The sequence below is a fragment of the Streptomyces melanosporofaciens genome (assembly GCF_900105695.1).
Classification (GTDB): Bacteria; Actinomycetota; Actinomycetes; order Streptomycetales; family Streptomycetaceae; genus Streptomyces; species Streptomyces antimycoticus.
The window spans coordinates 5696441-5720530 of record NZ_FNST01000002.1; the positions used below are offsets into that span (position 1 = coordinate 5696441).

Sequence of the window (24090 nt, forward strand, 5' to 3'; positions counted from 1 at the left end):
GGCTCATGCCTCCGGGGGCTGGAAGGCGGACGTACGGGTCATCCCGGCGGCGCGGCCCTTGCCCGCGACGACCAGGGCCATCTTGCGGCTGGCCTCGTCGATCATCTCGTCGCCGAGCATCGCCGAGCCCTTCATGCCGCCTTCCGCCGAGGTGCAGTAGTCATAGGCGTCCAGGATCAGCTCGGCGTGGTCGTAGTCCTCCTGGGACGGCGAGAAGACCTCGTTGGCCGCCTCCACCTGGCCGGGGTGCAGCACCCACTTGCCGTCGTAGCCGAGGGCGGCCGCGCGCCCGGCCACCTCGCGGAAGCCGTCCACGTTCCGGATCTGGAGGTAGGGGCCGTCGATCGCCTGGAGGTCATGGGTGCGGGCCGCCATCAGGATCCGCATCAGGATGTAGTGATAGGCGTCCGCCGGATAGCCGGGCGGCTGCTCGCCCACGACCAGCGACTTCATGTTGATGGACGCCATGAAGTCGGCCGGGCCGAAGACGATGGTCTCCAGACGCGACGAGGCGCCCGCGATCTCGTCCACGTTGACCAGGCCCTTGGCGTTCTCGATCTGCGCCTCGATGCCGATCCGCCCGACCTCGAAGCCCATCGTCTTCTCGATCTGGGTGAGCAGCAGGTCCAGCGCGATCACCTGCTGGGCGTCCTGCACCTTGGGCAGCATGATGCAGTCCAGGTTGGGGCCCGCGCCCTCGACGACCGTGATGACGTCCCGGTACGTCCAGTGGGTGGTCCAGTCGTTGACCCGCACCACACGGGTCTTCCCGGTCCAGTCGCCCTCGTTCAGCGCCTTGACGATGGTGTGCCGGGCGTCCTCCTTGGCCAGCGGCGCACAGGCGTCCTCCAGGTCCAGGAAGACCTGGTCGGCCGCGAGCCCCTGGGCCTTCTCCAGGAAGCGCGGATTGGAGCCGGGGACGGCCAGGCAGGAGCGGCGGGGTCGCAGACGGGTCGCGGCAGCTGCGCGGTCGGGGGCGGTCATACGAGAACCTCCAGAGGGGGAAGCGTGTTCGCGGCGCGGATCTCATCGACGATACGGCCGATGATCTCCGTGATACCGAAGTCCTTGGGGGTGAAAACGGCGGCGACACCCGCGGCGCGCAGCGCGGCCGCGTCCGTGGCCGGGATGATCCCGCCCACGATGACGGGGATCTCCGGGGCGCCCGCGTCGCGCAGCCGCTCCAGGACGTCCGGCACCAGCTCGGCATGCGAACCGGACAGGATGGACAGCCCGACGCAGTGCACATCCTCGGCCACGGCCGCCGAGACGATCTGCTCGGGGGTGAGCCGGATCCCCTGGTAGACCACCTCGAAACCGGCGTCCCTGGCCCGTACGGCGATCTGCTCGGCGCCGTTGCTGTGCCCGTCCAGACCGGGCTTGCCGACCAGCAGCCGCAGCCTGCCGCCGCCGAGCTCGGCCGCCGTCTTCTCGACCTTCTCGCGGACGGTGGACAGCAGGGAGCCCGCCTCCGTGGCGACGGCCAGGGGCGCGCCGCCGACTCCGGTGGGGGCGCGGTACTCGCCGAAGACATCGCGCAGCGCCCAGGACCACTCCCCGGTGGTCACGCCCGCGCGGGCGCAGCGCAGGGTCGCCGGCATCAGGTTCTCGGTCCCCGCGGCGGCCTTACGGAGAGCGGTGAGGGCCTCCTGGGCGGGGCCCTCGTCGCGCTGCTCGCGCCAGGAGTGCAGGGCCGAGACGACCCGCGCCTCGTTCTCCGGGTCCACCGTCATGATCGCGGTGTCGAGATCGGCGGTGAGCGGATTGGGCTCGGTGGACTCGTAGCAGTTGACGCCGATGATCTTCTCTTCGCCCGCCTCGATCCGCGACCGGCGCTCCGAGTGGGAGGCCACCAGCTGCGCCTTGAGGTAGCCGGATTCGACGGCGGCCATCGCCCCGCCCATCTTCTCGATCCGCTCGATCTCGGCCTCGGTCTCCTCGACCAGCGCGGCGACCTTGGACTCGATCACATGGGAGCCCTCGAAGATGTCGTCGTACTCCAGCAGATCGCTCTCCAGTGCGAGGACCTGCTGAATGCGCAGCGACCACTGCTGGTCCCAGGGGCGGGGCAGGCCCAGCGCCTCGTTCCAGGCCGGGAGCTGGACGGCGCGGGCGCGGGCGTCCTTGGAGAGAGTGACGGCCAGCATCTCCAGGACGATGCGCTGGACGTTGTTCTCCGGCTGCGCTTCGGTCAGGCCGAGCGAGTTCACCTGGACGCCGTAGCGGAACCGGCGGTGCTTGGGGTTCTCGATGCCGTACCGCTCACGGGTGATCCGGTCCCAGATGCGGCCGAAGGCGCGCATCTTGCACATCTCCTCGATGAAGCGGACGCCCGCGTTCACGAAGAAGGAGATCCGGGCCACCACGTCGCCCTTACGGTCCTCAGGAACCTGGCCGGAGGCGAACACCGCGTCCAGGACGGCGATCGCCGTGGACATCGCGAAGGCGATCTCCTGCACCGGAGTGGCCCCGGCCTCCTGCAGGTGGTAGCTGCAGATGTTGATCGGGTTCCACTTGGGGATGTGGTTCACCGTGTACGCGATCATGTCCGTGGTCAGCCGCAGGCTCGGGCCCGGCGGGAAGACATGCGTACCGCGCGAGAGGTACTCCTTGACGATGTCGTTCTGCGTCGTCCCCTGGAGCTTGCCGGTGTCCGCGCCGTGCTCCTCCGCCACGACCTGATACAGCGCCAGCAGCCACATCGCGGTCGCGTTGATGGTCATGGAGGTGTTCATCCGCTCCAGGGGGATCTCCTGGAACAGCCGCCGCATGTCGCCCAGATGGGAGACCGGGACCCCGACCCGGCCCACCTCGCCGCGGGCGAGGATGTGGTCGGGGTCGTAGCCGGTCTGGGTGGGCAGGTCGAAGGCGACCGAGAGCCCGGTCTGGCCCTTGGCCAGATTGCGCCGGTACAGCTCGTTGGACGCCTCGGCGGTGGAGTGCCCGGCGTAGGTGCGCATCAGCCAGGGCCGGTCCTTGGGGCGGGGTGTGCCACTCATCAGATGTCCCGGCTGTGCTTGTCGGCGCGCGCCGAGGAGTCGTCGCGGCTGTGCTTGATGGTCCGCTCCGACGAGTCGTCACGGCTGTGCTTGATGGTCCGCTCCGACGAGTCGTCGCGGCTGTGCTTGATGGTCCGCTCCGACGAGTCGTCGCGGAACAGATTGATGCCGTCGATGTGCTGTTCGCGCATCGCCTGGTCGCGCACGCCCATGCCCTCCTCGGGGGCCAGGCACAGCACGCCGACCTTGCCCTGGTGGAGGTTGCGGTGGACGTCGTACGCGGCCTGTCCGGTGTCCTCCAGCCGGTAGGTCTTGGACAGCGTCGGGTGGATCTTGCCCTTGGCGATCAGGCGGTTGGCCTCCCACGCCTCGCGGTAGTTGGCGAAGTGCGAGCCGATGATCCGCTTGAGCTGCATCCACAGGTAGCGGTTGTCGTACTCGTGGGTGTAGCCGGAGGTCGAGGCGCAGGTGACGATGGTGCCGCCCTTACGGGTGACATAGACGGACGCGCCGAAGGTCTCGCGGCCCGGGTGCTCGAAGACGATGTCCACGTCCTCGCCGCCGGTCAGCTCGCGGATCTTCTTGCCGAACCGCTTCCACTCGCGCGGGTCCTGGGTGCCGTCGTCCTTCCAGAACGCGTAGTCCTCGGCGGTGCGGTCGATGATCGCCTCGGCGCCCATCCGCCGGCAGATCTCGGCCTTCTGCGGCGAGGAGACCACGCAGATCGGATTGGCCCCGCCGGCCAGCGCGAACTGGGTGGCGTAGGAGCCGAGTCCGCCGCTCGCGCCCCAGATCAGGACGTTGTCGCCCTGCTTCATCCCGGCGCCGTTACGGGAGACGAGCTGCCGGTAGGCGGTGGAGTTGACCAGGCCCGGGGCGGCCGCCTCCTCCCAGCTCAGGTGCTTGGGCTTGGGCATCAGCTGGTTGGACTTGACCAGGGCGATCTCGGCGAGCCCGCCGAAGTTGGTCTCGAAGCCCCAGATGCGCTGCTCGGGGTCGAGCATGGTGTCGTTGTGGCCGTCGGAGCTCTCCAGCTCGACCGACAGACAGTGCGCGACGACCTCGGCGCCCGGCTGCCAGGCGTTCACACCGGGGCCGGTGCGCAGCACGACGCCCGCGAGGTCGGAGCCGATGATGTGGTACGGCAGGTCGTGCCGCTTGGCCAGGGGGGAGAGCTTGCCGTACCGCTCCAGGAAACCGAAGGTCGGCAGCGGCTCGAAGATCGAGGTCCACACGGAGTTGTAGTTGACCGAGCTGGCCATCACGGCGACGAGTGCCTCTCCGGGGCCGAGCTCCGGCACCGGCACCTCGTCCACGTGCAACGACTTGCGGGGGTCCTTTTCCCGGGTGGTGAGGCCCGCGAACATCTCGGCCTCGTCCTTGCGCACGGTCACCGCGCGGTACGACTCGGGGATGCGCAGTGCCGCGAAGTCCTCGGGTGCTGTGTCCGACGCCAGGATCGCGTCAAGTATCTCGTTCATCGGTGCCTCCGGCGAGGCGTCCAGGGGGGACGCCTGAGGGAACGCTGGGCTCGTGACGGGTGATGCTGATGCGGTGCCGTCGGTTCGGCGGAGGTGGTGCTCGATGCGGCGCGGGTGGCGCCGGTTGCCTGGTGACGCAGGCGTTGTCCGGGCGCACAAAGCGGGTTGCGGGGACAGCCGGCGCACGAAGGTTGGCAGTGCGCCGGCCGCCCGGACTCCACTCACCGTATGGCACGCTGTGCCACCTCGCAAGACACTGCGTGCCAACAAATTCCCTCAGTTGTCATCTCCGCTGCACACATGAGCAATGACGGCCGCCCCGGGGTGGGGCGGCCGTCACTGTGGGTGTGCGGTGAGGTGCGTCTCGTCAGTCGTTCTTCTCCAGCGAGAGCGCGAAGACATGGGCCCGTGCGGTGCCCGAGGGGGCGGTCAGCGTGATCGCCGACAGCTCCTTGGCCGGGTCCAGCTCCACCACCTGGTGGAAGATCGCGGCCTTGGTGCCCAACGGGCCGGTGCGGGTGTGGATCTGGCTGGTCCGCACCGCCTCCGTCTCGCCGTACGCCGGGCCCGACATCCAGCCCGTGAGCTGGATGGTCAGCGTGCCCGTGGAGCCGTCGGCGTACGTGGCCTCGGCGGGCACGGACACATTGCCGGTGTCGCCCGCGCCCAGCACATGCAGCTTCGCGTAGCCACCCGCCGGGACCGCGACCTTCTGGCCCGCCGCGATCACATTGTTGTCGGAGCCCTCGCTGCCGTTGGTGAACGCGAAGGTGATCCCGTCGTCCTCGGTCTGCCCGGTCTGCGGCAGCTGCGCCATCGGGTAGGTGCGGCCCGTGCCGTCGAAGTCGCCGTCCCCGTAGTACATCTCGGTGGTGATGGCGTCGTTGTCGAAGTGCCCGGTCAGGTCGACCTGGGTGACCGCGCCCGCCTGCGGCAGCTCCGGCAGGCCCCAGGGCTCGGCCGGGGTGGTGACCTTCACCGGGGCGACCCGGAAGTCCGGCCGGGTGCCCGCCGGATAGATCACTGCCTCGTCCTCCCGGTCCAGCTCCAGCTCGATCTCGCCGTTCCCCAGGTCACGCCACTTCGGCGCGGGGCCGCCGACCCCGGCGACCGTGACCCGGCCGCCGATCGAGTGGCGGACCCGGCAGGGCTCCCCGGCCAGGCTGCGCACCCGCACCCAGCGCGTCCTGCCGCCCGTGCGCACCGCGCTGACCAGGAACGCGCCCTCGGTACGGAAGTCGTGCAGCGTGACGTCCCGCCACTCGCCGGGCACCCCGGGGAAGAAGCGGATGGTCCCGCCCCAGCTCTGGCAGAGCATGTCGTGGATCGCCTGCGCACCCGACAGCGGGGTCTCGATCACCGGACCCGCCTCGTAGTAGTGGGTATTGGGCTGGATGAACCGCGCCACCAGCTCCCGCAGATACGTCAGCGCGTCATCGCCGCGCCCCATCTGGGTCGAGATCGAGGCCGCGCCCGAGAAGCTGTAGCCGCGCAGCGCGCCCTCGAAGCTGATCCAGTGCTTCAGCGAGCGGGCGATCAGGTCCCGGTGCTCCTGCTGGTCCCAATTGACCAGGTAGAGCGGGTAGACCGAGAGCATATGGGAGTAGTGGCGGTGGGACTTGGCGAAGGGGACCCCGGTGCCGACCATGAAGCCGTTCTCGTCCACCGGATAGTCGACCAGCTTCTCCAGCACCTCGCGCCACTTGGGCACCAGCGGATCGTCCTTGTCCAGCAACTCGACCGTCGTCAGCAGGGTCTGGCAGGACCAGCGCAGCAGCGCCAGGTCGTAGTTGCAGTCCGGGGCCGCGCCGTACTCGGGCGAGAAGGTCTTCGGCAGATGCAGCCTGCCGTCCGACTGCTCGGTGAGAAAGTGCAGGTAGTAGTTGGTGGAGCGGCGCAGCAGCGGATAGAGCACATCCTCCAGCACGCCCCGGTCCATGGTGTGGCGGTAGGTCAGCCAGACATTGTGCAGCGCCCAGGGCAGATTGCCGACCTCGGGGGAGTCCCCGACACCCGGCACCGGGACCGTGCCGTTGTCCTCGCACTGCGCGTCCGTGGAGCGGCGCAGCCCGGCCGAATCGGCGCGGTACTCGGGCTTGAGGGCGCCGATGAGCACATCGGTGTTCTCGGCGAGGGTGCGCGGAATCGCGTCCAGCTCCAGGTGGTTGGAGCCGTGGACCGGCCAGTACTCGAGCTGGACGTTGAGGTTCCACCACACACCGGGCCAGGGGGTGGGCTCCACCCACGGGCCGGTGGTGGCCATGACGGGCGCGTGCTCACGGGCCGCGCAGGCCAGCTTGTAGAGCTGGATCCAGTAGAAGCTCTGCAGCATCCCGTCGGGCACCGAGATGAAGCTCTTGCGGTAGAAGCGGTGCCACCACTCGTAGTGGGTGCGCCGCAGGCTGGAGACCGGCAGCGCCGACGCCTTGCGCACGGTGGTCCGGGCCCGGCCCTCCGCGTCCGTACCGGGGTGGGAGTGCGCCACGGCCAGGTAGTACGTGCGCTCCCGGCCGCTGCCGCGCTGCCGGTACGCACTCACCGTCTGCCCGCCCGCCACCAGCGACTGGACGGTGATGCCGAGCCCGTCCTCGGTGCGGGTGGCCGGGGCCGGGTTGGGCTCGAAGCCCTTCGGCGGATCCTCGCGGACGATACGCGGGCTGACCGCCGGTGACGGCTTGAACTCCCAGCGGAACCCCTCCTCGCCGGCGCTCGCCTCGACGGTGGCCAGCAGCATGGTGCGGTCGTTGTGCACCAGGGCGCGGAGCTTCAGCTTCCCCTTGTCCGTGGTGATCGTGCCGCGCAGTTCGGCGTTCCACAGATCGAGCCGCAGATCGACGCCGGTGATGGCGCCGACCGGGCGCAGCAGCAGATTGCCGACCGGAAGCCGTGCCACGCCCCAGTCGCTGCCGCCTTCGGTGGGCCGGTGGTCCTGTACCTCGCTGTGGTGGATGGTGAAGCGCAGCGCGTTCTCGCCGGGCTCCTGATAGATCATCGAGCCGAGCAGCCCATTGCCCAGAAAGGGCCCCTCGTACCAGGTTCTCGGCAAGCGCTTCCAGATCAGATCCTGCCCGCCCAGAAAGCGCTCCCACTCCCGGTCGGTGCGCATGCCCCGCAGGGCCACCGACTGCTGTGGCTGGGCGGCCGCCTCCTGTTCGGGGAGGGCCGCACCGACGGCCGTGCTCGCGGCCGCGCCCGCCGCCACCCGGCCCAGGAACCCACGTCTGCTGACTGGCATCCCCATCATCTCCCGTCCCCGAAGCGATCAGATTGATCCGATGATTTGGCTAGACGGGAGCGTAGGAACGGGCTAATGATGCGTCAAGGCAGGCGATTGCTCTGATGTATCGAGCGCCGCATCGAGATGCGGTGTACGAGGAGGAACGATGCATACGGCACGATCAAAGGTCACCAGAGCCGTGGCCGCGCTCGCCTGCGCGGCCGCCGTGCTGGTGCCGCTCCGGGCGGCGGCGGCATCGGACGGTCGTGCGCAGGGCTGGAGGCTGACCGGAAAGGGGCAGGTCAGCGGCGAGCTCAGACTGAGCAACGAGGGCGGTCTTACGCTGGCCGCGCGCCATGGCGCCACCACCGTGCTGCGTCCGTCGGGCCTGGGTATCCGCACCGCGGAGACCGATTTCAGCAAGGGCTTGCGGTTCGCCGGGCGCAGCGACCGCAAGGTCCACGAGACCTATACGACCACCACCGGCCGCCGCACCCATCACAGCTCCGACGCCTCCGAGTCGACCTTCACCTTCCGCAAGGACGGGCGGACGCTGAAGGTGGTCATCCGGGTGGCGGCCGACGGGCTGGCCTACCGCTATGTGCTGCCGGACAAGGGGACGGTCACCGTCCTCGGCGAGCACTCGGAGTTCGCCGTCCCGCCGTCCGCCGACTCCTTCCTCCTGCCGTACGACAACGGCCGCCAGGACTACGAATCCGCCCATGACCACGGGACGGTCGCCGACGCGAAGGCGGGCGACTACGGTTATCCGTCGCTCTTCCACGTAGGCAAGAGCTGGATGCTGATCGAGGAAGCGGATCTGAACAGCTCGTACGGCGGCTCCCGGCTCGCCCTCGACTCCGCCACCGACCGCTTCCGGCTCACCCTCCCCGATCCCGCCGAGGTGAGCGGCCCCGGGCTGACCACCCCTTGGCGCACCATGGTCATCGGGGATCTCGCCACCGTCACCGAGAGCGATCTGCCCACCGATCTGGCCGCCCCCTCGAAGGTCGCCGACACCTCATGGATCAAGCCGGGCCGGGCGGCGTGGTCCTGGTGGTCGGACGGACAGAGCCCGACCAGCCTGGACGCCCAGAAGAAGTTCGTGGACTTCGCGGCGCGCGAGGGCTGGGAGTACATCCTGGTGGACTCCGGCTGGAGCGACTCCTGGATGCCCGAGCTGACCGCGTACGCCAAGGAGAGGGGCGTCGGCGTCTGGCTGTGGGCCCGCTGGCAGACCATCGACGCACAGAGCGAGCGCGACCGGCTGTTCCCGCTGTGGAAGTCCTGGGGGGTCGCCGGGCTGAAGATCGACTTCCTGGAGTCGGACGGCCAGGACCGGATGCGCTGGTATGACGCGGTCTTCAAGGACAGCGCCCGGAACCAGCTGATGCTGAACTTCCACGGCGCCACCATCCCGCGCGGCCAGGAGCGGACCTGGCCGCAACTGATGAGCACCGAGGCGGTCAAGGGCGCCGAGGGCACCCGCCCCAAGCCGGGCCGCCAGCCCTTCCCGGCGGCGCACTACACGACCCTGCCCTTCACCCGGAACCTCATCGGGCCCATGGACTTCACACCGGTGACCTTCACCGGCGTGCGGCCCACGAGTGACGCGGCCGAACTCGCGCTCTCGGTCGTCTACGAGTCCGGGGTGCAGCACTTCGCGGACAGCGTGGAGTCGTACGAGAGCCGGCCGCTGGAGCTGAGGTTCCTGAACCAGGTGCCCACGGTGTGGGACGAGACGCAACTGGTCGACGGCGACCCCGGCGACCGCGCCGTCCTGGCCCGCCGCTCCGGCGACACCTGGTACCTGGGCGCGATCACCTCGGGCGAGGCCCGCACGCTGGACGAGCCGCTGAGCTTCCTCGGCAAGGGCGGCTGGCGGATCGAGGTGTGGAAGGACGGTCCGGACGGCAAGGTCGTCACCGAAACCCACGAGGTCACACCGGACTCGCGGCTCTCGGTGGACGTCCCGAAGAACGGCGGCTTCGCCGCCAAGCTGACCAAGACCGACTGACGCGCCCGCGCCGCCCCGGCCCGGCACCGGGGCGGCGCCGAGCCGGGCCCGAGGCCCGGCGTGGGCGGGACCTGCCTGTGGGGGGCGGGTCCCGCCCCTCAGTGTCCGACCTTGGGCCCGCAAGCGGGGGCGGCCCCCGCCCCTCGTCCCCGCCGCGACGGCGAGACGCCCGACGGCGGAGTCCGGCGGTGCCGAACCGTCCGTACCGGCGGCCACTCCAGCCCATGACGCGGGTCACCCGACCCAGGAGGCGCGCCCCGGACCGGCGCCCCCGGACGACCGCCAAAGCTACCGCTTGAGGGCTTCCTTGATCGTGCGCATCACCTCGGCCAGCGGCGCATCCGTCCGCGCCACCATCACCACCACCTCGTCCTCGTCCGTCGCCGACACCGTCGCTGCGGGGCGGCTGCCGGACGGGAGGGGGCGGGCCCCGATGCCGCTCCCGAAGGTTTCGCGGACGATCGCGAAGGCGTGGTCGAGCTGGGTCTCCACATCACCCTGACCGCCCGCCCGCAGCCAGCGCCGCAGCACATGGTTGTGGGCCGTGACCACGGCCGACGCGGCGACCTCGGCCAGCAGCGGATCGTCGTCGCCGTCGTGGTGGGCGCCCTCGTCGAAGTGGCCCAGCAGATAGCGGGTGAACAGCCGCTCGTAGCGGGCCACCGAGGCGATCTCCCGCTCCCGCAGCGCCGGTACCTCACGGGTCAGCCGGTAGCGCTCCACGGAGACGGTCGGCGCGGCCGCGTACATCCGCATGACCTCCTTGATCCCGCGGCACACGGTGTCCAGGGGGTGCTCATGCGGAGGTGCCGCGTCCAGCACCGCCGCCGCCCGCACCAGAGTGTCGTCGTGGTCCGGGAAGATCGCCTCTTCCTTGGAGCGGAAGTGCCGGAAGAAGGTGCGGCGGGCCACTCCCGCCCTGGCCGCGATCTCATCGACGGTCGTCGCCTCGTACCCCTGCGTCGCGAACAACTCCATCGCCGCGGCCGCGAGTTTGCGGCGCATGGAGAGACGTTGAGCCGCGGCGCGGCGACTTCCCGCGCTCTCACCGCCACCGGATGAGGGGGATCGCTTCGTACGCTCCGTACGTGTGGCCTTCACGGGCTGGGACATGTGGGGAACGTAACACGCTTGTGAGTGCCGGTGCGGGGGCAGACCGACGGAAGGCTCCAGCAGCCCGCCCCACCCGGAAGCGGACTCAGACGGTCCGCCCCACCCGGAGCAGAATTCAGGCTTTTGCATACTCGCGGAAGCCGCGCCCGGTCTTGCGCCCCAGGCACCCCGCGGCCACCAGATGCTCCAGCAGCGGCGCCGGCGCCAGGCCCGGCTCACGGAACTCCCGGTGCAGCACCCGCTCGATGGCCAGCGACACATCGAGCCCCACGACATCGAGCAGTTCGAAGGGCCCCATCGGATAACCGCCGCCCAGCTTCATCGCGGCGTCGATGGCGTCCGGGGTGGCGTAGTGCTCCTGCACCATCTTCACGGCGTTGTTGAGGTACGGGAACAGCAGGGCGTTCACGATGAAGCCCGCCCGGTCGCCGCAGTCCACCGGATGCTTGCCCACCGCCGCGCACACCGCGTGCGCGGTCGCGCGCACATCGTCCGCGGTCAGCACGGTGCGCACCACCTCGACCAGCTTCATCGCGGGCGCCGGATTGAAGAAGTGCAGGCCCACCACGTCCTGCGGGCGGGAGGTCGCCCGCGCGCAGGCCACGACCGGCAGCGAGGAGGTGGTCGTGGCCAGCACCGCACCCGGTTTGCAGACCTTGTCGAGCACCTTGAAGAGTTCCTGCTTGACGACGAGGTCCTCGGCCACCGCCTCCACGGCCAGATCCACCTCGGCGAACGCGTCGAGTGCGTCGGCCGCGGTGATCCGCCCCAGCGCCTGCTCCCGGGCCTGCTTGGTCATCCGCCCCTTGGACACCGACCTTTCCAGGGATTTCCCTATGCGGGCCTTCGCGCGCTCGGCCTTCTCCAGGGTCCGGCCGGCCAGCACCACGTCCAGGCCCGCCTTCGCGAAGACCTCGGCGATCCCGGAGGCCATCGTGCCCGAGCCGGCGACGCCCACGGCGCGCACCGGGCGCGCGCCCTCCGTGGAGTGCCGCACCTCGGCCGTCGCGGCGTCCGGGACGACGGTGGCGCTGCCCGGCGCCTCGTACGTGTAGAAGCCGCGGCCCGCCTTACGGCCGGTGAGACCGGCCTCGGAGAGCTGCCCCAGGATCGGCGCGGGCGCGTGCAGCCGGTCGCCGGAGGCCGCGTACATGGCCTCCAGGACGGTGCGGGCGGTGTCGATGCCGATCAGGTCGAGCAGGGCCAGCGGGCCCATCGGCAGCCCGCAGCCGAGCCGCATCGCGGCGTCGATGTCCTCCCGCGCCGCGTACTTGGCCTCGTACATCGCGGCGGCCTGGTTGAGATAGCCGAACAGCAGGCCGTCGGCGACGAATCCGGGCCGGTCGCCGAGCGCCACCGGCTCCTTGCCCAGATCGCGGGCGAGGGCGGTGACCGCCTCGACGGCCGCGGGGGCGGTCAGCACGCTGGAGACGATCTCGACGAGTTTCATCGCGGGCGCCGGATTGAAGAAGTGCAGGCCCAAGACCCGTTCCGGATGTGCGGATTCGGCGGCCAGCCGGGTCACCGACAGCGCGTTGGTGCCGGTCGCGACGATCGCCGTGGGGCTGATGACGGTGTCCAGCGCGGCGAAGACCTCGTGCTTGGTGTCGTAGTCCTCGGGCACCACCTCGATCACCAGCTCCGCGTCGGCGGCGGCGCGCAGATCGGTGGAGATGCGGAAGCGGTCCAGGATCCCGGCGCGCTCCCGCTCGGTGATCCGCTCGCGGTGCACGGCGCGGGCGGTGGCGACCTCGAGCGCGGTGACGGCTCGGCGGCAGGCGCTTTCGTTGACGTCGATGCCGATCACCTCGCGGCCCGCCCGGGCCAGGATTTCGGCGATGCCGGTGCCCATCGTGCCGAGCCCGACGACGGCGACAGTAGTGAGCGGGGCCCGGGAGGGGGAGAGATCAGAGGGGGACGTAGTGCTGACGCCGGTGTGTGGGAGACGGTCCATCGCGGACTCCAGAGGGTGTTCCCCGTAGACGGGGATGAAGTGACGACTGAGGGGAGTTCGTGCCATGCCACTGCTGCCGTTCACACCACGCATGCGCGGGGGGCTGACGCGGCTGACACAAATCCCCGATGGAAGGGCTTGCACGCTCCCTTACGGACAGCGCCGCACGGAGGAAACTGCCCGTGGGAGACACGTGGCCGGCCCTGTCCCGGGGCCATGCCGTACTCGCTTTTCTGGAACCGAACCGACGTCACACAAGGCGGCTGCGTCACCAGGCCGCCGGAGCAGGGGTGCTGCTCGTGTCGCCATATTAACTCGCGGGTAACCAAGATGCCAGAGCTCAAAGTGCGGCCGTGCCCGGGCGCGGCCCACCGGGGAGGGGAGACCTCGTATGGACGAAGAATTCCGGACGCTGACGGAGCGGGTACGGGCCTCGCTCTCAACCCCGCAGGAAACGGCGGCCCATGCCTCGCTGCTCACGCTCGTACGCCAGGGCACCCCCGCCGCGCGCGAACAGCTCGCCCGCATCCTGGTCGCGCCGGAGCAGCCGCTGTGGGCGCGTGAGACGGCCGCCTTCGTGCTCGGCAGCGCAGGAGACCGCCGGGCCTTCGAAACCCTTGTCCTCCTGCTCAACTACCGTGAGCCGGCCCGCTGTGCGACCGCCGCCCGGGTGCTGGCCCGCCTCGGCGATCCGCGCACCGCGCGGGCCGCCGCCGCCCTGGCCACCAACCCGCTGCGCACCGCGTACTCCCTGCACCCCATCCGGCTGCTGGTGGAGCTGCGGGCCGCCGAGTCCGTACCGGCCCTGGTCGCCGCGCTGGAACGGCAGTTGGGGGCCCGTGACCGCCACTGGGCGATCGCCCGCGCCTGCGTCGAGGGCCTGGGCGCGATCGGCGACGAGCGCGCCATCCCGGCACTGACCGCCGCCGCCCAGCACATACGCCTCAGCGCGGCGGCCGCCGCCGCCCTGGCCCGCATCACCGGCGAGGGCGCCGTCACGGGCGGGGGCGCCCCGGAGCCGGCGGGCAAGGGCGGCGCGGCGGAGCAGGTCGGTGAGGCGCGCGTGCCGTGAGGGACAGCAGGGACACCGCCCGGCGGGAGGTGCGTGTGCTCACGGCGGTGCGCGCATGCTCACACGCGCATGCTCACACGCGCATGCTCATACGCCCGTGCTCATACGCCCGTGCTCACAGCAGGGAAAGCTGGGCGGGCGCCGGCGGTGAGTCGGCCCGGGCGTCCGGCTCCTCCGGCTCGTCGGGCACATTGCGGTGCGCGCCCGCCGCGTACGGGCCGATGCCGTACTCGGCGGCGAAGTCATGGACCATCCCCGTGATCCGCCGCTGATACCACTTCGGGGCGTAGGAGCCGCCCTCGTACAGCGCGTCGTACCGTCGCAGCAGCCGGGGGTGGTGGTGGGTGAGCCAGGTGGTGAACCACTCGCGGGCGCCCGGGCGCAGATGGAGCACCAGCGGGGTCACGGAGGTGGCTCCGGCCTGGGCGATCGCCCTTACGGTGGCGCGCAATTGCTCGGGGGAGTCGCCGAGGAACGGGATCACCGGGGCCATCAGCACGCCGCACGGGATCCCGTGGGAGGACAGCGTCCGTACGACGTCCAGGCGCCGCTCGGGCGAGGGCGTGCCCGGCTCGACGGTGCGCCACAGCTCGCCGTCGGTGAAGCCGACCGAGACCGAGACGCCGATGTCGGTGACGCGCGAAGCCCGCCGCAGCAGCTCCAGATCGCGCAGGATCAGCGTGCCCTTGGTGAGGATCGAGAACGGGTTGGCGCGCTCCACGAGCGCCGTAAGGATGCCGGGCATCAGCTGGTACCGGCCCTCGGCGCGCTGGTAGCAGTCCACGTTGGTCCCCATGGCGATGTGCTCACCCGCCCAGCGGCGGGAGGCCAACTCGCGGCGGAGCAGCTCCGGCGCGTTGGTCTTCACCACGATCTGGGAGTCGAAGTCGATCCCGGTGTCCAGGTCGAGATAGCTGTGCGTCTTGCGCGCGAAGCAGTAGACACAGGCGTGGGTGCAGCCCCGGTATGGGTTCACCGTCCACTCGAAGGGCATCCGGGAGGCCCCGGGCACCCGGTTGATGATCGAGCGCGCCCGGATCTCGTGGAAGGTGATCCCGCGGAACTCCGGGGTGTCGAAGGTACGGGTGGTCACCGCGTCCGCGGCGAAGAGGGCCGGGGTGGCCGACGTGTCGTCTCGGGTCAGGTTGTCCCAGCGCATCGCAGGCACCTCCGGGTCTCGCTCGTTACCACAATAGAACACATGTTTGATTGGTTTTCGTCAACCCCCGATTTGGGCGGGTGACCCTGAGGTGGTTGGCTTGCTCTCGTCAAGGCGTCACGGGCTGGGGGCGCCACGTCGAGCGCGGAGGGAATGCGATGGGTCAGGTCGAGGCCACTACGGAGCGGATCGTCACGGGTAAGCCCGAGGACGTGTTCGACGCACTCGCCGACTACCGCGAGACCCGCCCCCGGCTGCTTCCGCAGCAGTTCAGCGAGTACGAGGTGCGCGAGGGCGGCGACGGTGAGGGCACCGTCGTGCACTGGAAGCTCCAGGCCACCAGCAAGCGGGTGCGCGACTGCCTGCTGGAGGTCTCCGAGCCGAGCGACGGCCAGCTGATCGAGAAGGACCGCAACTCCTCCATGGTCACCACCTGGACCGTCACCCCGGCGGGTGAGGGCACGTCGCGGGTCGTCGTCACCTCGATCTGGACCGGCGCGAGCGGCATCGGCGGCTTCTTCGAGCGGACCTTCGCCCCCAAGGGGCTGGCCCGGATCTACGACGAGCTGCTGGCCAAGCTCGCCGCCGAGACCGCCAAGTAGCGCTCGGCACGTCCTGATCCCCTCCCCCGGACCGAACGTCGCACTCACCGGTTCGGGTGGTTTTCTCCGCGGTCCGGCATACCCCCCGCACACACTCCCACCGGGGGAATGCCGTCTACAGCCCCTCGTCGGTGATTCGTCGCTGTTTGCCCCTGGTTGCGCGTGATGCGAGAAATGGGCGGCGCAGGCGTGACGAGGGGAGAAGGACGTGGGCGGCACCACCGGGACCACCGGGGCCACCGTGCCGAAGCGGCGAGAGAGCCACGAGCGGCACGGGGGGTACGAACCGGCGGGCCCTCCCGCCCACGCGACCGGCGACGGAACCGACGGGGCCGGGGGCGCGGGCGCGGCGCCGCCTCCGGCGGAGGGCGCCGCCCCGGCGCCCGCCCCGCTCAGCCCGGCCCGGGTGCGGATGGTCTTCTTCGGGCTGATGCTCGCGCTGCTGCTCGCGGCCCTCGATCAGACCATCGTCGCCACCGCCCTCCCCGAGGTGGTCGGTGAGCTCCACGGCCTGGACAAGATGTCCTGGACCGTCACCTCCTACCTCCTCGCGGTCACCATCGTGCTGCCGGTCTACGGCAAGCTGGGCGACCTCATCGGCCGTAAGAGCGTCTTCGTCTTCGCGATCGTCGTCTTCATCGCCGGATCCGCGCTCGCGGGCTGGTCCCGCACGATGGACGAGCTGATCGCCTTCCGCGCGGTACAGGGCGTGGGCGCCGGCGGTCTGATGATCGGTGTCCAGGCGATCATGGCCGATATTGTTCCGCCCCGGGAACGCGGCCGCTATATGGGGCTCATCGGCGCCGCGTTCGGCCTCGCCTCGGTTGCCGGGCCGCTGCTCGGCGGGTTCTTCACCGACCATGCCTCCTGGCGCTGGTGCTTCTATGTCAACGTCCCCTTCGGGCTGGTCACCCTCGCCGTCGTGGCCGCCGTCCTCAAGGTGCCGGAGCCGCCGCGGCGGGCGCGCTTCGACTATCTGGGCGCGCTGTTCCTGTCGCTGTTCTCCACCTGCGCGGTGCTGCTGACGAGTTGGGGCGGCACGGAGTACGCATGGGGCTCCCGCGTCATCCTCGGGCTCGCCCTGGGCGCGGCGGGTTCGGCGATCCTCTTCGTCGTCGTGGAGTGCGTCGTCCCCGAACCGATCATCCCCATGCGGCTGTTCCGCGACTCGGTCTTCTGCGTCAGCGGGCTGATCGGCGCCGTCATCGGCGTCGCCCTCTTCGGCGCCGCCAGCTATCTGCCGACCTTCCTGCAGATGGTCGACGGGGTTTCGGCCACCGAGTCGGGGCTGCTGATGGTGCCCATGATGGGCGGCATGGTGCTGGCCTCGATCATCTCCGGCCAGCTCATCAGCGCCACCGGCCGCTACAAGGTCTTCCCCGTCGTCGGCGGGCTGATCTCCGTCGTCGGCATGTGGCTGCTCTCCCGGCTGGAGGAGGACACCTCCCGCCAGGACTACAGCCTGTGGATGGGCGTCCTCGGGCTCGGCCTCGGGCTCGTCCTGCCGGTCCTCATCCTCGCCGTGCAGAACGCCGTGCCCGCGGCCGACCTCGGCTCGGCCACCAGCGCCAACAACTACTTCCGGCAGATCGGCGGCAGCGTCGGCGCGGCCGTCTTCGGCACGCTCTTCGCCAACCGGCTCGCCGACCGCCTCGAGGTCGACCTGCCCTCCGGGGCGGCGTACGGGCGCGGCAGCGACGGATCCGGTCTGCCCGACCCCGACTCGGTCACCCCGCAGATGGTGCACGCGATGCCGGGCGCCCTGCGGGACGGCTACATCGCGGCGTACGCCCACGCCATGCCGCGGATCTTCCTCTATCTCGTGCCGGTGCTCGTCCTGGGCTTCCTGCTCGCCTTCCTCCTGAAGGAGAAACCTCTGGTGTCCCACACCGACTATGCCGTCCAGCAAGACCTGCAAGACCCCGTGGTGCCGGCCGCGCGCACGGGCGCCCGGCACGCCGCGGCGGCCGCGCCCTCCGCGCCGCCACCCTCCGCGGGCGTCCCGGTCTGCGGCACGGTCCAGCACCACGACGGCACCTCGGTCCCACGGGCGGCCCTGACCCTCATCGACATCGGCGGACGCCAGATCGGGCGCGGTGCCACCGGGGAGGACGGGCGGTACGCGCTGAGCACGCCCGGCGCCGGGTCGTACGTCCTGATCGCGGCGGCCGGCGGCCACCAGCCGCGGGCGGTCAGCGTCACCGTCGGAGACCGGCCGGTCGACCTGGACGTGGTTCTCGGCGGGGCGGGGCGGCTCGCCGGTGTCGTCCTTACGGCGGACGGCACGCCCGTAAGGGAGGCGACCGTCACCCTGACCGATGTGCGTGGCGAGGTCGTCGCGGCCACCCGCAGCGGCCGCGAAGGGGGCTATGTGATGGACGAGTTGGTGGCGGGTGAGTACACCCTCGCCGCCAGCGCCCCCGCGTTCCGCCCCGCCGCCCTCCCCGTCTCCGTCCAGGCCGCCCGCGAGACCCGGCAGGACATCGAACTGGCCGGTGGCGCGGTCCTGCGCGGGGTCGTCCGGGCCACCGGCGGCCGAGTGGTGGAGGACGCCCGGGTCACGCTGCTGGACGCGGCGGGCAATGTGGTCGACACGGCGACGACGGGCCCGGACGGCGCGTTCCGCTTCATCGACCTGTCGGCGGGCGAGTACACGGTCATCGCGGCCGGCTATCCGCCGGTGGCGACGGTCCTCCAGGTCGCGGGCGGCGGCCGTACGGAGCGCGATCTCCAACTGGGCTACGAGGACTAGGCCCAGCCCCGCCGGGAGGCGCGCCGCGGCGCACCTCCCGGCGGCAACTCATTCGCACCTGCACACACATGACACCTATTCGGGTATTGCCTCCCACGGACCCTCGCGACAGCCGTACCGTGGGTAGCGCTGTCGCAGATCTTGCGTGCGAAGGAGTCTTCCGCCTATGGAGTACGGCACGTCGCGCTGCGACGACGGCCAGGGCGAGCCGCCCGCGGTGCCGGAGCAGCGCAGGGGTGTCCACGGAAGGATGCCGCTCGCGGTCGTCGTCATCGATGCCGAGGGGCGCGTCACGCATTGGAGTTCGGGGGCCCGCAGGCTCTTCGGCCCCACGCGCGAACAGGCCGTCGGCTGCCCCGCCGTCGATCTGATGCCGGTCTCGGGGGCGTTACGCGGCGCGGAGGTGCGTACCGACGCGACGGGCCACCCGGAGCTCGACGATTCGCTGCCCGGCACCATGTACTACCCCACCGCGGGCCGGGCCCGTATGGCAGATCCGGCACATGGCCAGGCGGACGTCCTGTGGTGGGCGTACCCGCTGGTGGGCCCCGGGCCGGAGCGGCTGCTGGTACTGGCGGCGGACGCCAACGGAGTGGGCGGGGACGCGCTGGGGCGGGACGAGCGGATCGCACCCGGATTCGCGCTGCACACCGAGTTCCCCGGCGCCGAGCGGCTGGCCGGCCGCCTGCCGGACATCCTGCCCAACATGGGCCCGGCCACGGCCGGCCGGATCGTCGCCCAGGTGCTGGAACTGGGCTATCCGGTACTGGAGATCAGCCACCATGAGCGCGTCCCGGTGACGCCGGACTGGGGGATGCCGCGCTACCGCGAGCGCCGGGCGCGCCAGGAGGCCGTACTGCGGCGCGCGGTCACGGCGGACGGCGCACCGGATCGCGCGCACGCCTCCGCGCGGTCGCTGGACCCCGATGAGGTGGACCTGGAGTACGCGGCGGTCCGTGAGCGGCTGGAGTTCCTCAACGAGGTCAGCGGCCGCATCGGCAGCTCCCTGGACCTCGCCCGCACCATCCGCGAGGTGACCAGCGCCGCCGTGCCGCGCTTCGCCGACTTCGCCGGTACCCATCTGCGCGCCCAGGTCCTGGCGGGCGAGGGGTTCCCCGACGGCCCGCCCGACGTCACCACCGTCTGGCACCGCGTCTGGGTCGAGCACAACGACGAACCGGGCCGCTGGGACGACACCGTGCCGGTCGGCGAGAGCATCGCGTTTCCCGAGCACACCCCGTTCTTCCAGTGCATGGTCACGGGCGAGCCGGTGCTGATCCCCTCCATCAGCGACGAGGTGGGCGACCGGATCGCCGGGCAGTTCGAGAAGCGCGACCTGAGACCGCTGATCAACGGCCGGTCGATCCTGATCGTGCCGCTCAAGGCGCGCGATGTGGTGCTGGGCTTCATGGTGCTGCTGCGGCGCCCCGGGCGTGAGCCGTTCGACGACATGGACCGCACGACCGGCGCCGAACTGGCCGCCCGCGCGGGGCTCGTCCTCGACAACGCCCGGATGTACACCTACCAGGAGAACGTCGCCGAGACGCTCCAGGACAGCATGCTGCCCCAGGTGACCCCGCGCATGGCGGGCTGCGACACCGCGACCCGCTATCTGCCCGGGACCCGGCTCGGCCGGGTCGGCGGAGACTGGTTCGACACCATCAAGCTGCCCGGGTCGCGCACCGCACTGGTGGTCGGCGACGTCATGGGGCACGGGCTCACCTCGGCGGCGATGATGGGGCAGTTGCGCACCGCCGTGCAGACCATGGCCGCGCTCGATCTGCCGCCCGCCCAGCTGCTGCGCGCCCTCGACGACCTGGCCCAGCGGCTCGGCGAGCACTATCTGGCCACCTGTCTGTACGCCGTCTACGACCCCGTCAGCTCCGAGCTGGTGCTCTCCAACGCGGGCCATATCCCGCCCGTGCTGGTACGGGCCCAGGACGGCCGCAGCGAACTGCTGGACCTGCCGACCGGGGCGCCGATCGGCGTGGGCGGGGTGCCCTTCGAGACGGTGACGGTGCGGGTGGAGCCCGGGGACCGGCTGGTGCTGTGCACGGACGGCCTGGTCGAGGTGCGCGGCCAGGACATCGGCGCCGGGATCGCCGCGCTGTGCGAGTCCGCGGCGCATCCGGCGGCGTCCATGGACGACGCGTGCGACACCATCATCCGGGCGCTGGCCGCAGCCTCCCGCGACAAGGACGGCCGTGGCGGCCGTAAGGACGACGTGGCGCTGCTGATGGCCCGGCTGGGCGGCATACCGGCCGAGCAGGTCGCCCAGTGGCGGCTGGCGCTGGACCCCAGCGAGGTCGGGCGGGCCCGCCGGCTCGTCCGCGAGCGGCTGCTGCGGTGGGGGCTGCCGGAGTCCGTGGAGACCGCCGAGCTTCTGGTGAGCGAGGCGGTGACCAACGCGATACGGCATGCCCACACCCACCATGTGCGGCTGCGCCTGGTCCGCGCCGACGCCCTGCTGTGCGAGGTCACCGACGACGACCATGGACTGCCGGCGCTGCTGAGCGCGGACCGCGACGACGAGAGCGGGCGTGGGCTGCGGGTGATCAGCAAACTGGCCCGCGAGTGGGGTACGAGTCGCACGGGGCGCGGTAAAACGGTGTGGTTCGAGCAGGCGTTGGCACACTCAGGGGAGCGGCGATGAGCGTCTCGGAGCGCTACCGGCAGGCGTGGGAGAGCTACTGGCAGCAGACCTCGGATGCCCCGGGGGACGCCATCTGGGACGCGGACCCCTCGCTGAGCGCCGCCCCGCATCTGGACCTGCTGGCGCCGTACGCCGACCCCTCGCTGCCGATCGTCGACCTGGGCTGCGGCAACGGCACCCAGACCCGCTATCTGGCCTCCCGCTTCGGGCAGGCGGTGGGTGTCGACCTGTCCCGCGCCGCGGTGGAGCACGCGCGGCGCGCCGATCCGGCGGGCGCGGCGGAGTACCGGCACCTGAGCCTGACCGACGCGGCCGGGGTGGCGGAGCTGGCCCGGCGGCTCGGCGACGCCAATGTGTATATGCGCGCCGTCATCCACCAGAGCGACGCCGCCGACCGGCGTCCGGTCGCGGAGGCGGTGGCCACGCTGCTGGGGCGGCGCGGGCGGGGGTTCGTCGTGGAGCTGACGGCGGAGTCCAAGGCCGTGCTGGGGGAGCTGGCGGCGAGCCCGGGCGGTCCGCCGCTGAAGCTGCGCCGGGTCTTCGACCACGGGCTGCGGCCGGCCGACGCGGCGGACAAGGAGGTGCCGGAGGTGCTGGCGGAGGCCGGGCTGGAGATCCTCGCCGAGGGCCCGACGGCGCTGGCCCAGACGGAGCAGTGGCCGGACGGTTCACGGGTCGAGCTGCCGGCCCGCTGGTTCGTGGTCTCGCGGGCGTAGGGCCCTTGCCCGCGGGTGGCCGGGGCGCGTGCCCGCGGGCGGTTGGGCCCCTTGCTCGCGGGCGGCACGGGCGCGGCGGGCATGCGCCGGACGAGGCGGGTACGGGCCGGGCGCGATAGTGGACTGGACCAGTTATCCACAGGGGTGGTTCGGGTCGGGCGCGGCGCGTAACGTGACGAGGCATGAAGATCCTCATCAGCGCCGACATGGAGGGCGCCACCGGCGTCACCTGGCCGGCTGATGTGCTGCCCGGCACCCCTCAGTGGGAGCGCTGCCGCCGTCTGTTCACCTCCGATGTGAGCGCGGCCGTCGCCGGATTCCTCGACGGCGGTGCGGACGAGGTGCTCATCAACGAGGCGCATTGGACCATGCGCAATCTGCTGCTGGAAGAGCTGGACGATCGAGCCCAGATGCTCACCGGCCGGCACAAGAGCCTGAGCATGGTCGAGGGCGTGCAGCACGGTGATGTGGACGGAGTGGCGTTCGTCGGCTATCACACCGGCGCGGGCACCGAGGGCGTCCTCGCCCACACCTACCTCGCCAACTCGATCACCGGAGTGTGGGTGAACGGCGCGCGGGCCAGCGAAGGCCGGCTCAACGCCCTGGTGGCCGCCGAGTACGGGGTGCCGGTGGTGCTGGTGACCGGGGACGACAAGACCTGCGAGGACGCCGGGGACTATGCGCCGGACGCCCGTTCGGTCGCGGTCAAGGACTATGTCTCGCGCTATGCGGCGGTCTGCCGCACCCCCGCCCGCACGGCCGCCGACATCCGGGCGGCGGCGCGGGAGGCGGCGGTGCTGGCGGTGCGCCATGAGCCCGCCCGCGGCGTGCCGTTCACGGTGGAGCTTGAATTCGACGCCGAACATCTGGTGGGGGCGGCGAGCGTCGTGCCGGGCGTGGAGCGCAGCGGCGAGCGGCGCGTCGCCTACACCTCACCGACCATGTACGAGGGGATCCGCTGCTTCAAGGCCGTCACGACGGTCGTCTCGGCCGCGGTGGAGGAGCAATATGGCTGACACGGACCGTCCTGAGACCATCGACGCCCAGACGCTCGACGAGGTGGTGCGGTTCACCTCCGAGCTGATCAGGATCGACACCACCAACCGCGGCGGCGGTGACTGCTCGGAGCGCCCGGCCGCCGAGTATGTGGCGGAGATGCTCGGCGATGTGGAGATCGAGCCCACCTTGCTGGAGCGCTCGCCCGGGCGCACCAATGTCGTGGCCCGGATCGAGGGCACCGATCCGTCCGCGCCCGCGCTGCTGGTCCACGGCCATCTGGACGTGGTGCCCGCCGAGCCCGCCGACTGGACCGTGCACCCCTTCTCCGGGGAGGTGCGCGACGGCGTCGTCTGGGGCCGGGGCGCCATCGACATGAAGAACATGGACGCGATGGTGCTCGCGGTCGTCCGGGCCTGGGCGCGGACGGGCGTGCGGCCGCGCCGGGACATCGTGCTGGCCTTCACCGCCGATGAGGAGGACAGCGCCGCCTGGGGCTCCGGCTTCCTCGCCGAGCGCCACGCCGACCTCTTCGAGGGCTGCACCGAGGGCATCAGCGAGTCCGGAGCCTTCACCTTCCACGCCGGGCCCGGGGCGCGGATCTACCCCATCGCGGCGGGGGAGCGCGGCACGGCCTGGCTGAAGCTCACCGCGCACGGCCGCGCCGGACACGGCTCCAAGGTCAACCGGGACAACGCGGTCAGCAGACTGGCCGCCGCCGTCGCCCGGATCGGCGAGCACCGCTGGCCGGTCCGGCTGACGCCCACGGTGAAGGCCGCGCTCACCGAACTGGCCGCGCTCCAGGGCATCCCGGCCGAAGTGGACGCCGCGGACTTCGACGTCGACGCCCTGCTGGCGAAGCTCGGGCCCGCCGCCGCCCTGATCGAGCCGACCGTGCGCAACAGCGCCAACCCCACGGTGCTGGAGGCCGGTTACAAGGTCAATGTGATCCCGGGCAGCGCCACCGCCTATGTGGACGGGCGGATGCTGCCCGGCGGCGAGCAGGAGTTCCACGACACCCTGGACCGGCTCACCGGGCCGGACGTGGAGTGGGAGTTCCACCACCGGGAACGCCCGCTGGAGGCGCCGATCGACACCCCCACCTACCGGGCGATGCGCGCCGCCGTCGAGCACTTCGACCCCGGCGCCCGCGCCGTGCCGTACTGCATGTCGGGCGGCACCGACGCCAAGCAGTTCTCCCGGCTCGGCATCGCCGGATACGGCTTCTCGCCGCTGCGGCTGCCCGAGGGCTTCGACTATCAGGCGCTCTACCACGCCGTGGACGAGCGGGTTCCGGTGGAAGCCCTGCACTTCGGCGTCCGGGTGCTCGACCACTTCCTGCAGAGAGCGTGAAGAACG

General features: G+C 71.2%; 15 protein-coding genes. 8 read left to right on the plus strand and 7 right to left on the minus strand.

What is annotated here, in order from left to right; translation table 11 throughout:
* Window positions 1-3: 3 nt before the first annotated feature.
* The 4 genes from BLV72_RS27475 to BLV72_RS27490 form a co-directional block, all read right to left on the minus strand.
* Window positions 4-984: an HpcH/HpaI aldolase/citrate lyase family protein gene (locus tag BLV72_RS27475; protein WP_093465555.1), complete on the minus strand. Its 981-nt coding sequence runs from the start codon at window positions 982-984 to the stop codon at window positions 4-6.
* Entirely contained in the window at window positions 981-2999 is a 2019-nt protein-coding gene (locus BLV72_RS27480) for a protein meaA (RefSeq protein WP_093465557.1), read from the minus strand. The genes BLV72_RS27475 and BLV72_RS27480 overlap by 4 nt, the downstream gene beginning before the upstream one ends.
* A complete protein-coding gene (ccrA, locus tag BLV72_RS27485; protein WP_093465558.1) occupies window positions 2999-4480 on the minus strand; it encodes a crotonyl-CoA carboxylase/reductase in 1482 nt (493 codons plus the stop codon). Before ccrA ends, BLV72_RS27480 begins: the two co-directional genes overlap by 1 nt.
* A gap of 367 nt (window positions 4481-4847) precedes the next feature.
* The gene (locus BLV72_RS27490; RefSeq protein WP_093465560.1) at window positions 4848-7715 is read right to left on the minus strand and encodes a glycosyl hydrolase family 95 catalytic domain-containing protein; all 2868 of its coding nucleotides are present in this window, start codon (window positions 7713-7715) and stop codon (window positions 4848-4850) included.
* 148 nt (window positions 7716-7863) lie between these two features.
* On the opposite strand from BLV72_RS27490, the gene BLV72_RS27495 reads away from it, so the two are divergent.
* Window positions 7864-9714 carry a glycoside hydrolase family 97 protein gene (locus BLV72_RS27495; RefSeq protein ID WP_093465561.1) on the plus strand — a complete coding sequence of 617 codons (1851 nt, stop codon included), beginning with the start codon at window positions 7864-7866 and terminating at the stop codon, window positions 9712-9714.
* 288 nt (window positions 9715-10002) lie between these two features.
* On the opposite strand, the gene BLV72_RS27500 is transcribed toward BLV72_RS27495, so the two are convergent.
* On the minus strand, window positions 10003-10827 hold the full coding sequence (locus tag BLV72_RS27500) for a TetR family transcriptional regulator (protein WP_059141918.1): 825 nt from the start codon (window positions 10825-10827) through the stop codon (window positions 10003-10005).
* Between the two features lie 115 nt (window positions 10828-10942).
* Window positions 10943-12781, minus strand: coding sequence for a 3-hydroxyacyl-CoA dehydrogenase family protein (locus tag BLV72_RS27505; RefSeq protein WP_093465562.1), 1839 nt, complete (start codon window positions 12779-12781; stop codon window positions 10943-10945).
* A gap of 391 nt (window positions 12782-13172) precedes the next feature.
* Between BLV72_RS27505 and BLV72_RS27510 the strand changes: the two genes are divergently transcribed.
* Complete coding sequence (locus BLV72_RS27510; RefSeq protein WP_093465564.1) at window positions 13173-13853, plus strand: HEAT repeat domain-containing protein; 681 nt, start codon at window positions 13173-13175, stop codon at window positions 13851-13853.
* 115 nt (window positions 13854-13968) lie between these two features.
* Here the strand turns inward: BLV72_RS27510 and BLV72_RS27515 are convergent, their stop codons facing one another.
* Window positions 13969-15012 (minus strand): Rv2578c family radical SAM protein, encoded by a 1044-nt coding sequence (locus BLV72_RS27515; RefSeq protein ID WP_093465565.1) that lies wholly within the window; start codon window positions 15010-15012, stop codon window positions 13969-13971.
* A 158-nt stretch (window positions 15013-15170) separates the two neighbouring features.
* Between BLV72_RS27515 and BLV72_RS27520 the strand changes: the two genes are divergently transcribed.
* From BLV72_RS27520 to BLV72_RS27545, 6 genes are all read left to right on the plus strand, one after another.
* On the plus strand, window positions 15171-15614 hold the full coding sequence (locus tag BLV72_RS27520; protein WP_093465567.1) for an SRPBCC family protein: 444 nt from the start codon (window positions 15171-15173) through the stop codon (window positions 15612-15614).
* A gap of 412 nt (window positions 15615-16026) precedes the next feature.
* A complete protein-coding gene (locus tag BLV72_RS27525) occupies window positions 16027-18366 on the plus strand; it encodes an MFS transporter (protein WP_425288534.1) in 2340 nt (779 codons plus the stop codon).
* A 166-nt stretch (window positions 18367-18532) separates the two neighbouring features.
* Complete coding sequence (locus BLV72_RS27530; protein ID WP_208905747.1) at window positions 18533-21019, plus strand: SpoIIE family protein phosphatase; 2487 nt, start codon at window positions 18533-18535, stop codon at window positions 21017-21019.
* The gene (locus BLV72_RS27535; RefSeq protein WP_093465570.1) at window positions 21016-21735 is read left to right on the plus strand and encodes a class I SAM-dependent methyltransferase; all 720 of its coding nucleotides are present in this window, start codon (window positions 21016-21018) and stop codon (window positions 21733-21735) included. Before BLV72_RS27530 ends, BLV72_RS27535 begins: the two co-directional genes overlap by 4 nt.
* A 182-nt stretch (window positions 21736-21917) precedes the next feature.
* Complete coding sequence (locus tag BLV72_RS27540) at window positions 21918-22751, plus strand: M55 family metallopeptidase (RefSeq protein ID WP_093465571.1); 834 nt, start codon at window positions 21918-21920, stop codon at window positions 22749-22751.
* The gene (locus BLV72_RS27545) at window positions 22744-24084 is read left to right on the plus strand and encodes a M20/M25/M40 family metallo-hydrolase (RefSeq protein WP_093465573.1); all 1341 of its coding nucleotides are present in this window, start codon (window positions 22744-22746) and stop codon (window positions 24082-24084) included. The genes BLV72_RS27540 and BLV72_RS27545 overlap by 8 nt, the downstream gene beginning before the upstream one ends.
* Window positions 24085-24090: the final 6 nt, after the last annotated feature.

Bases quoted from the DNA above. Each gene is read 5' to 3' on its own strand.
- BLV72_RS27475 (WP_093465555.1), bottom strand. From the start codon at position 984: ATGACCGCCCCCGACCGCGCAGCTGCCGCGACCCGTCTGCGACCCCGC.
- BLV72_RS27480 (WP_093465557.1), bottom strand. From the start codon at position 2,999: ATGAGTGGCACACCCCGCCCCAAGGACCGGCCCTGGCTGATGCGCACC.
- ccrA (WP_093465558.1), bottom strand. From the start codon at position 4,480: ATGAACGAGATACTTGACGCGATCCTGGCGTCGGACACAGCACCCGAG.
- BLV72_RS27490 (WP_093465560.1), bottom strand. From the start codon at position 7,715: ATGCCAGTCAGCAGACGTGGGTTCCTGGGCCGGGTGGCGGCGGGCGCG.
- BLV72_RS27495 (WP_093465561.1), top strand. From the start codon at position 7,864: ATGCATACGGCACGATCAAAGGTCACCAGAGCCGTGGCCGCGCTCGCC.
- BLV72_RS27500 (WP_059141918.1), bottom strand. From the start codon at position 10,827: ATGTCCCAGCCCGTGAAGGCCACACGTACGGAGCGTACGAAGCGATCC.
- BLV72_RS27505 (WP_093465562.1), bottom strand. From the start codon at position 12,781: ATGGACCGTCTCCCACACACCGGCGTCAGCACTACGTCCCCCTCTGAT.
- BLV72_RS27510 (WP_093465564.1), top strand. From the start codon at position 13,173: ATGGACGAAGAATTCCGGACGCTGACGGAGCGGGTACGGGCCTCGCTC.
- BLV72_RS27515 (WP_093465565.1), bottom strand. From the start codon at position 15,012: ATGCGCTGGGACAACCTGACCCGAGACGACACGTCGGCCACCCCGGCC.
- BLV72_RS27520 (WP_093465567.1), top strand. From the start codon at position 15,171: ATGGGTCAGGTCGAGGCCACTACGGAGCGGATCGTCACGGGTAAGCCC.
- BLV72_RS27525 (WP_425288534.1), top strand. From the start codon at position 16,027: ATGGTCTTCTTCGGGCTGATGCTCGCGCTGCTGCTCGCGGCCCTCGAT.
- BLV72_RS27530 (WP_208905747.1), top strand. From the start codon at position 18,533: ATGGAGTACGGCACGTCGCGCTGCGACGACGGCCAGGGCGAGCCGCCC.
- BLV72_RS27535 (WP_093465570.1), top strand. From the start codon at position 21,016: ATGAGCGTCTCGGAGCGCTACCGGCAGGCGTGGGAGAGCTACTGGCAG.
- BLV72_RS27540 (WP_093465571.1), top strand. From the start codon at position 21,918: ATGAAGATCCTCATCAGCGCCGACATGGAGGGCGCCACCGGCGTCACC.
- BLV72_RS27545 (WP_093465573.1), top strand. From the start codon at position 22,744: ATGGCTGACACGGACCGTCCTGAGACCATCGACGCCCAGACGCTCGAC.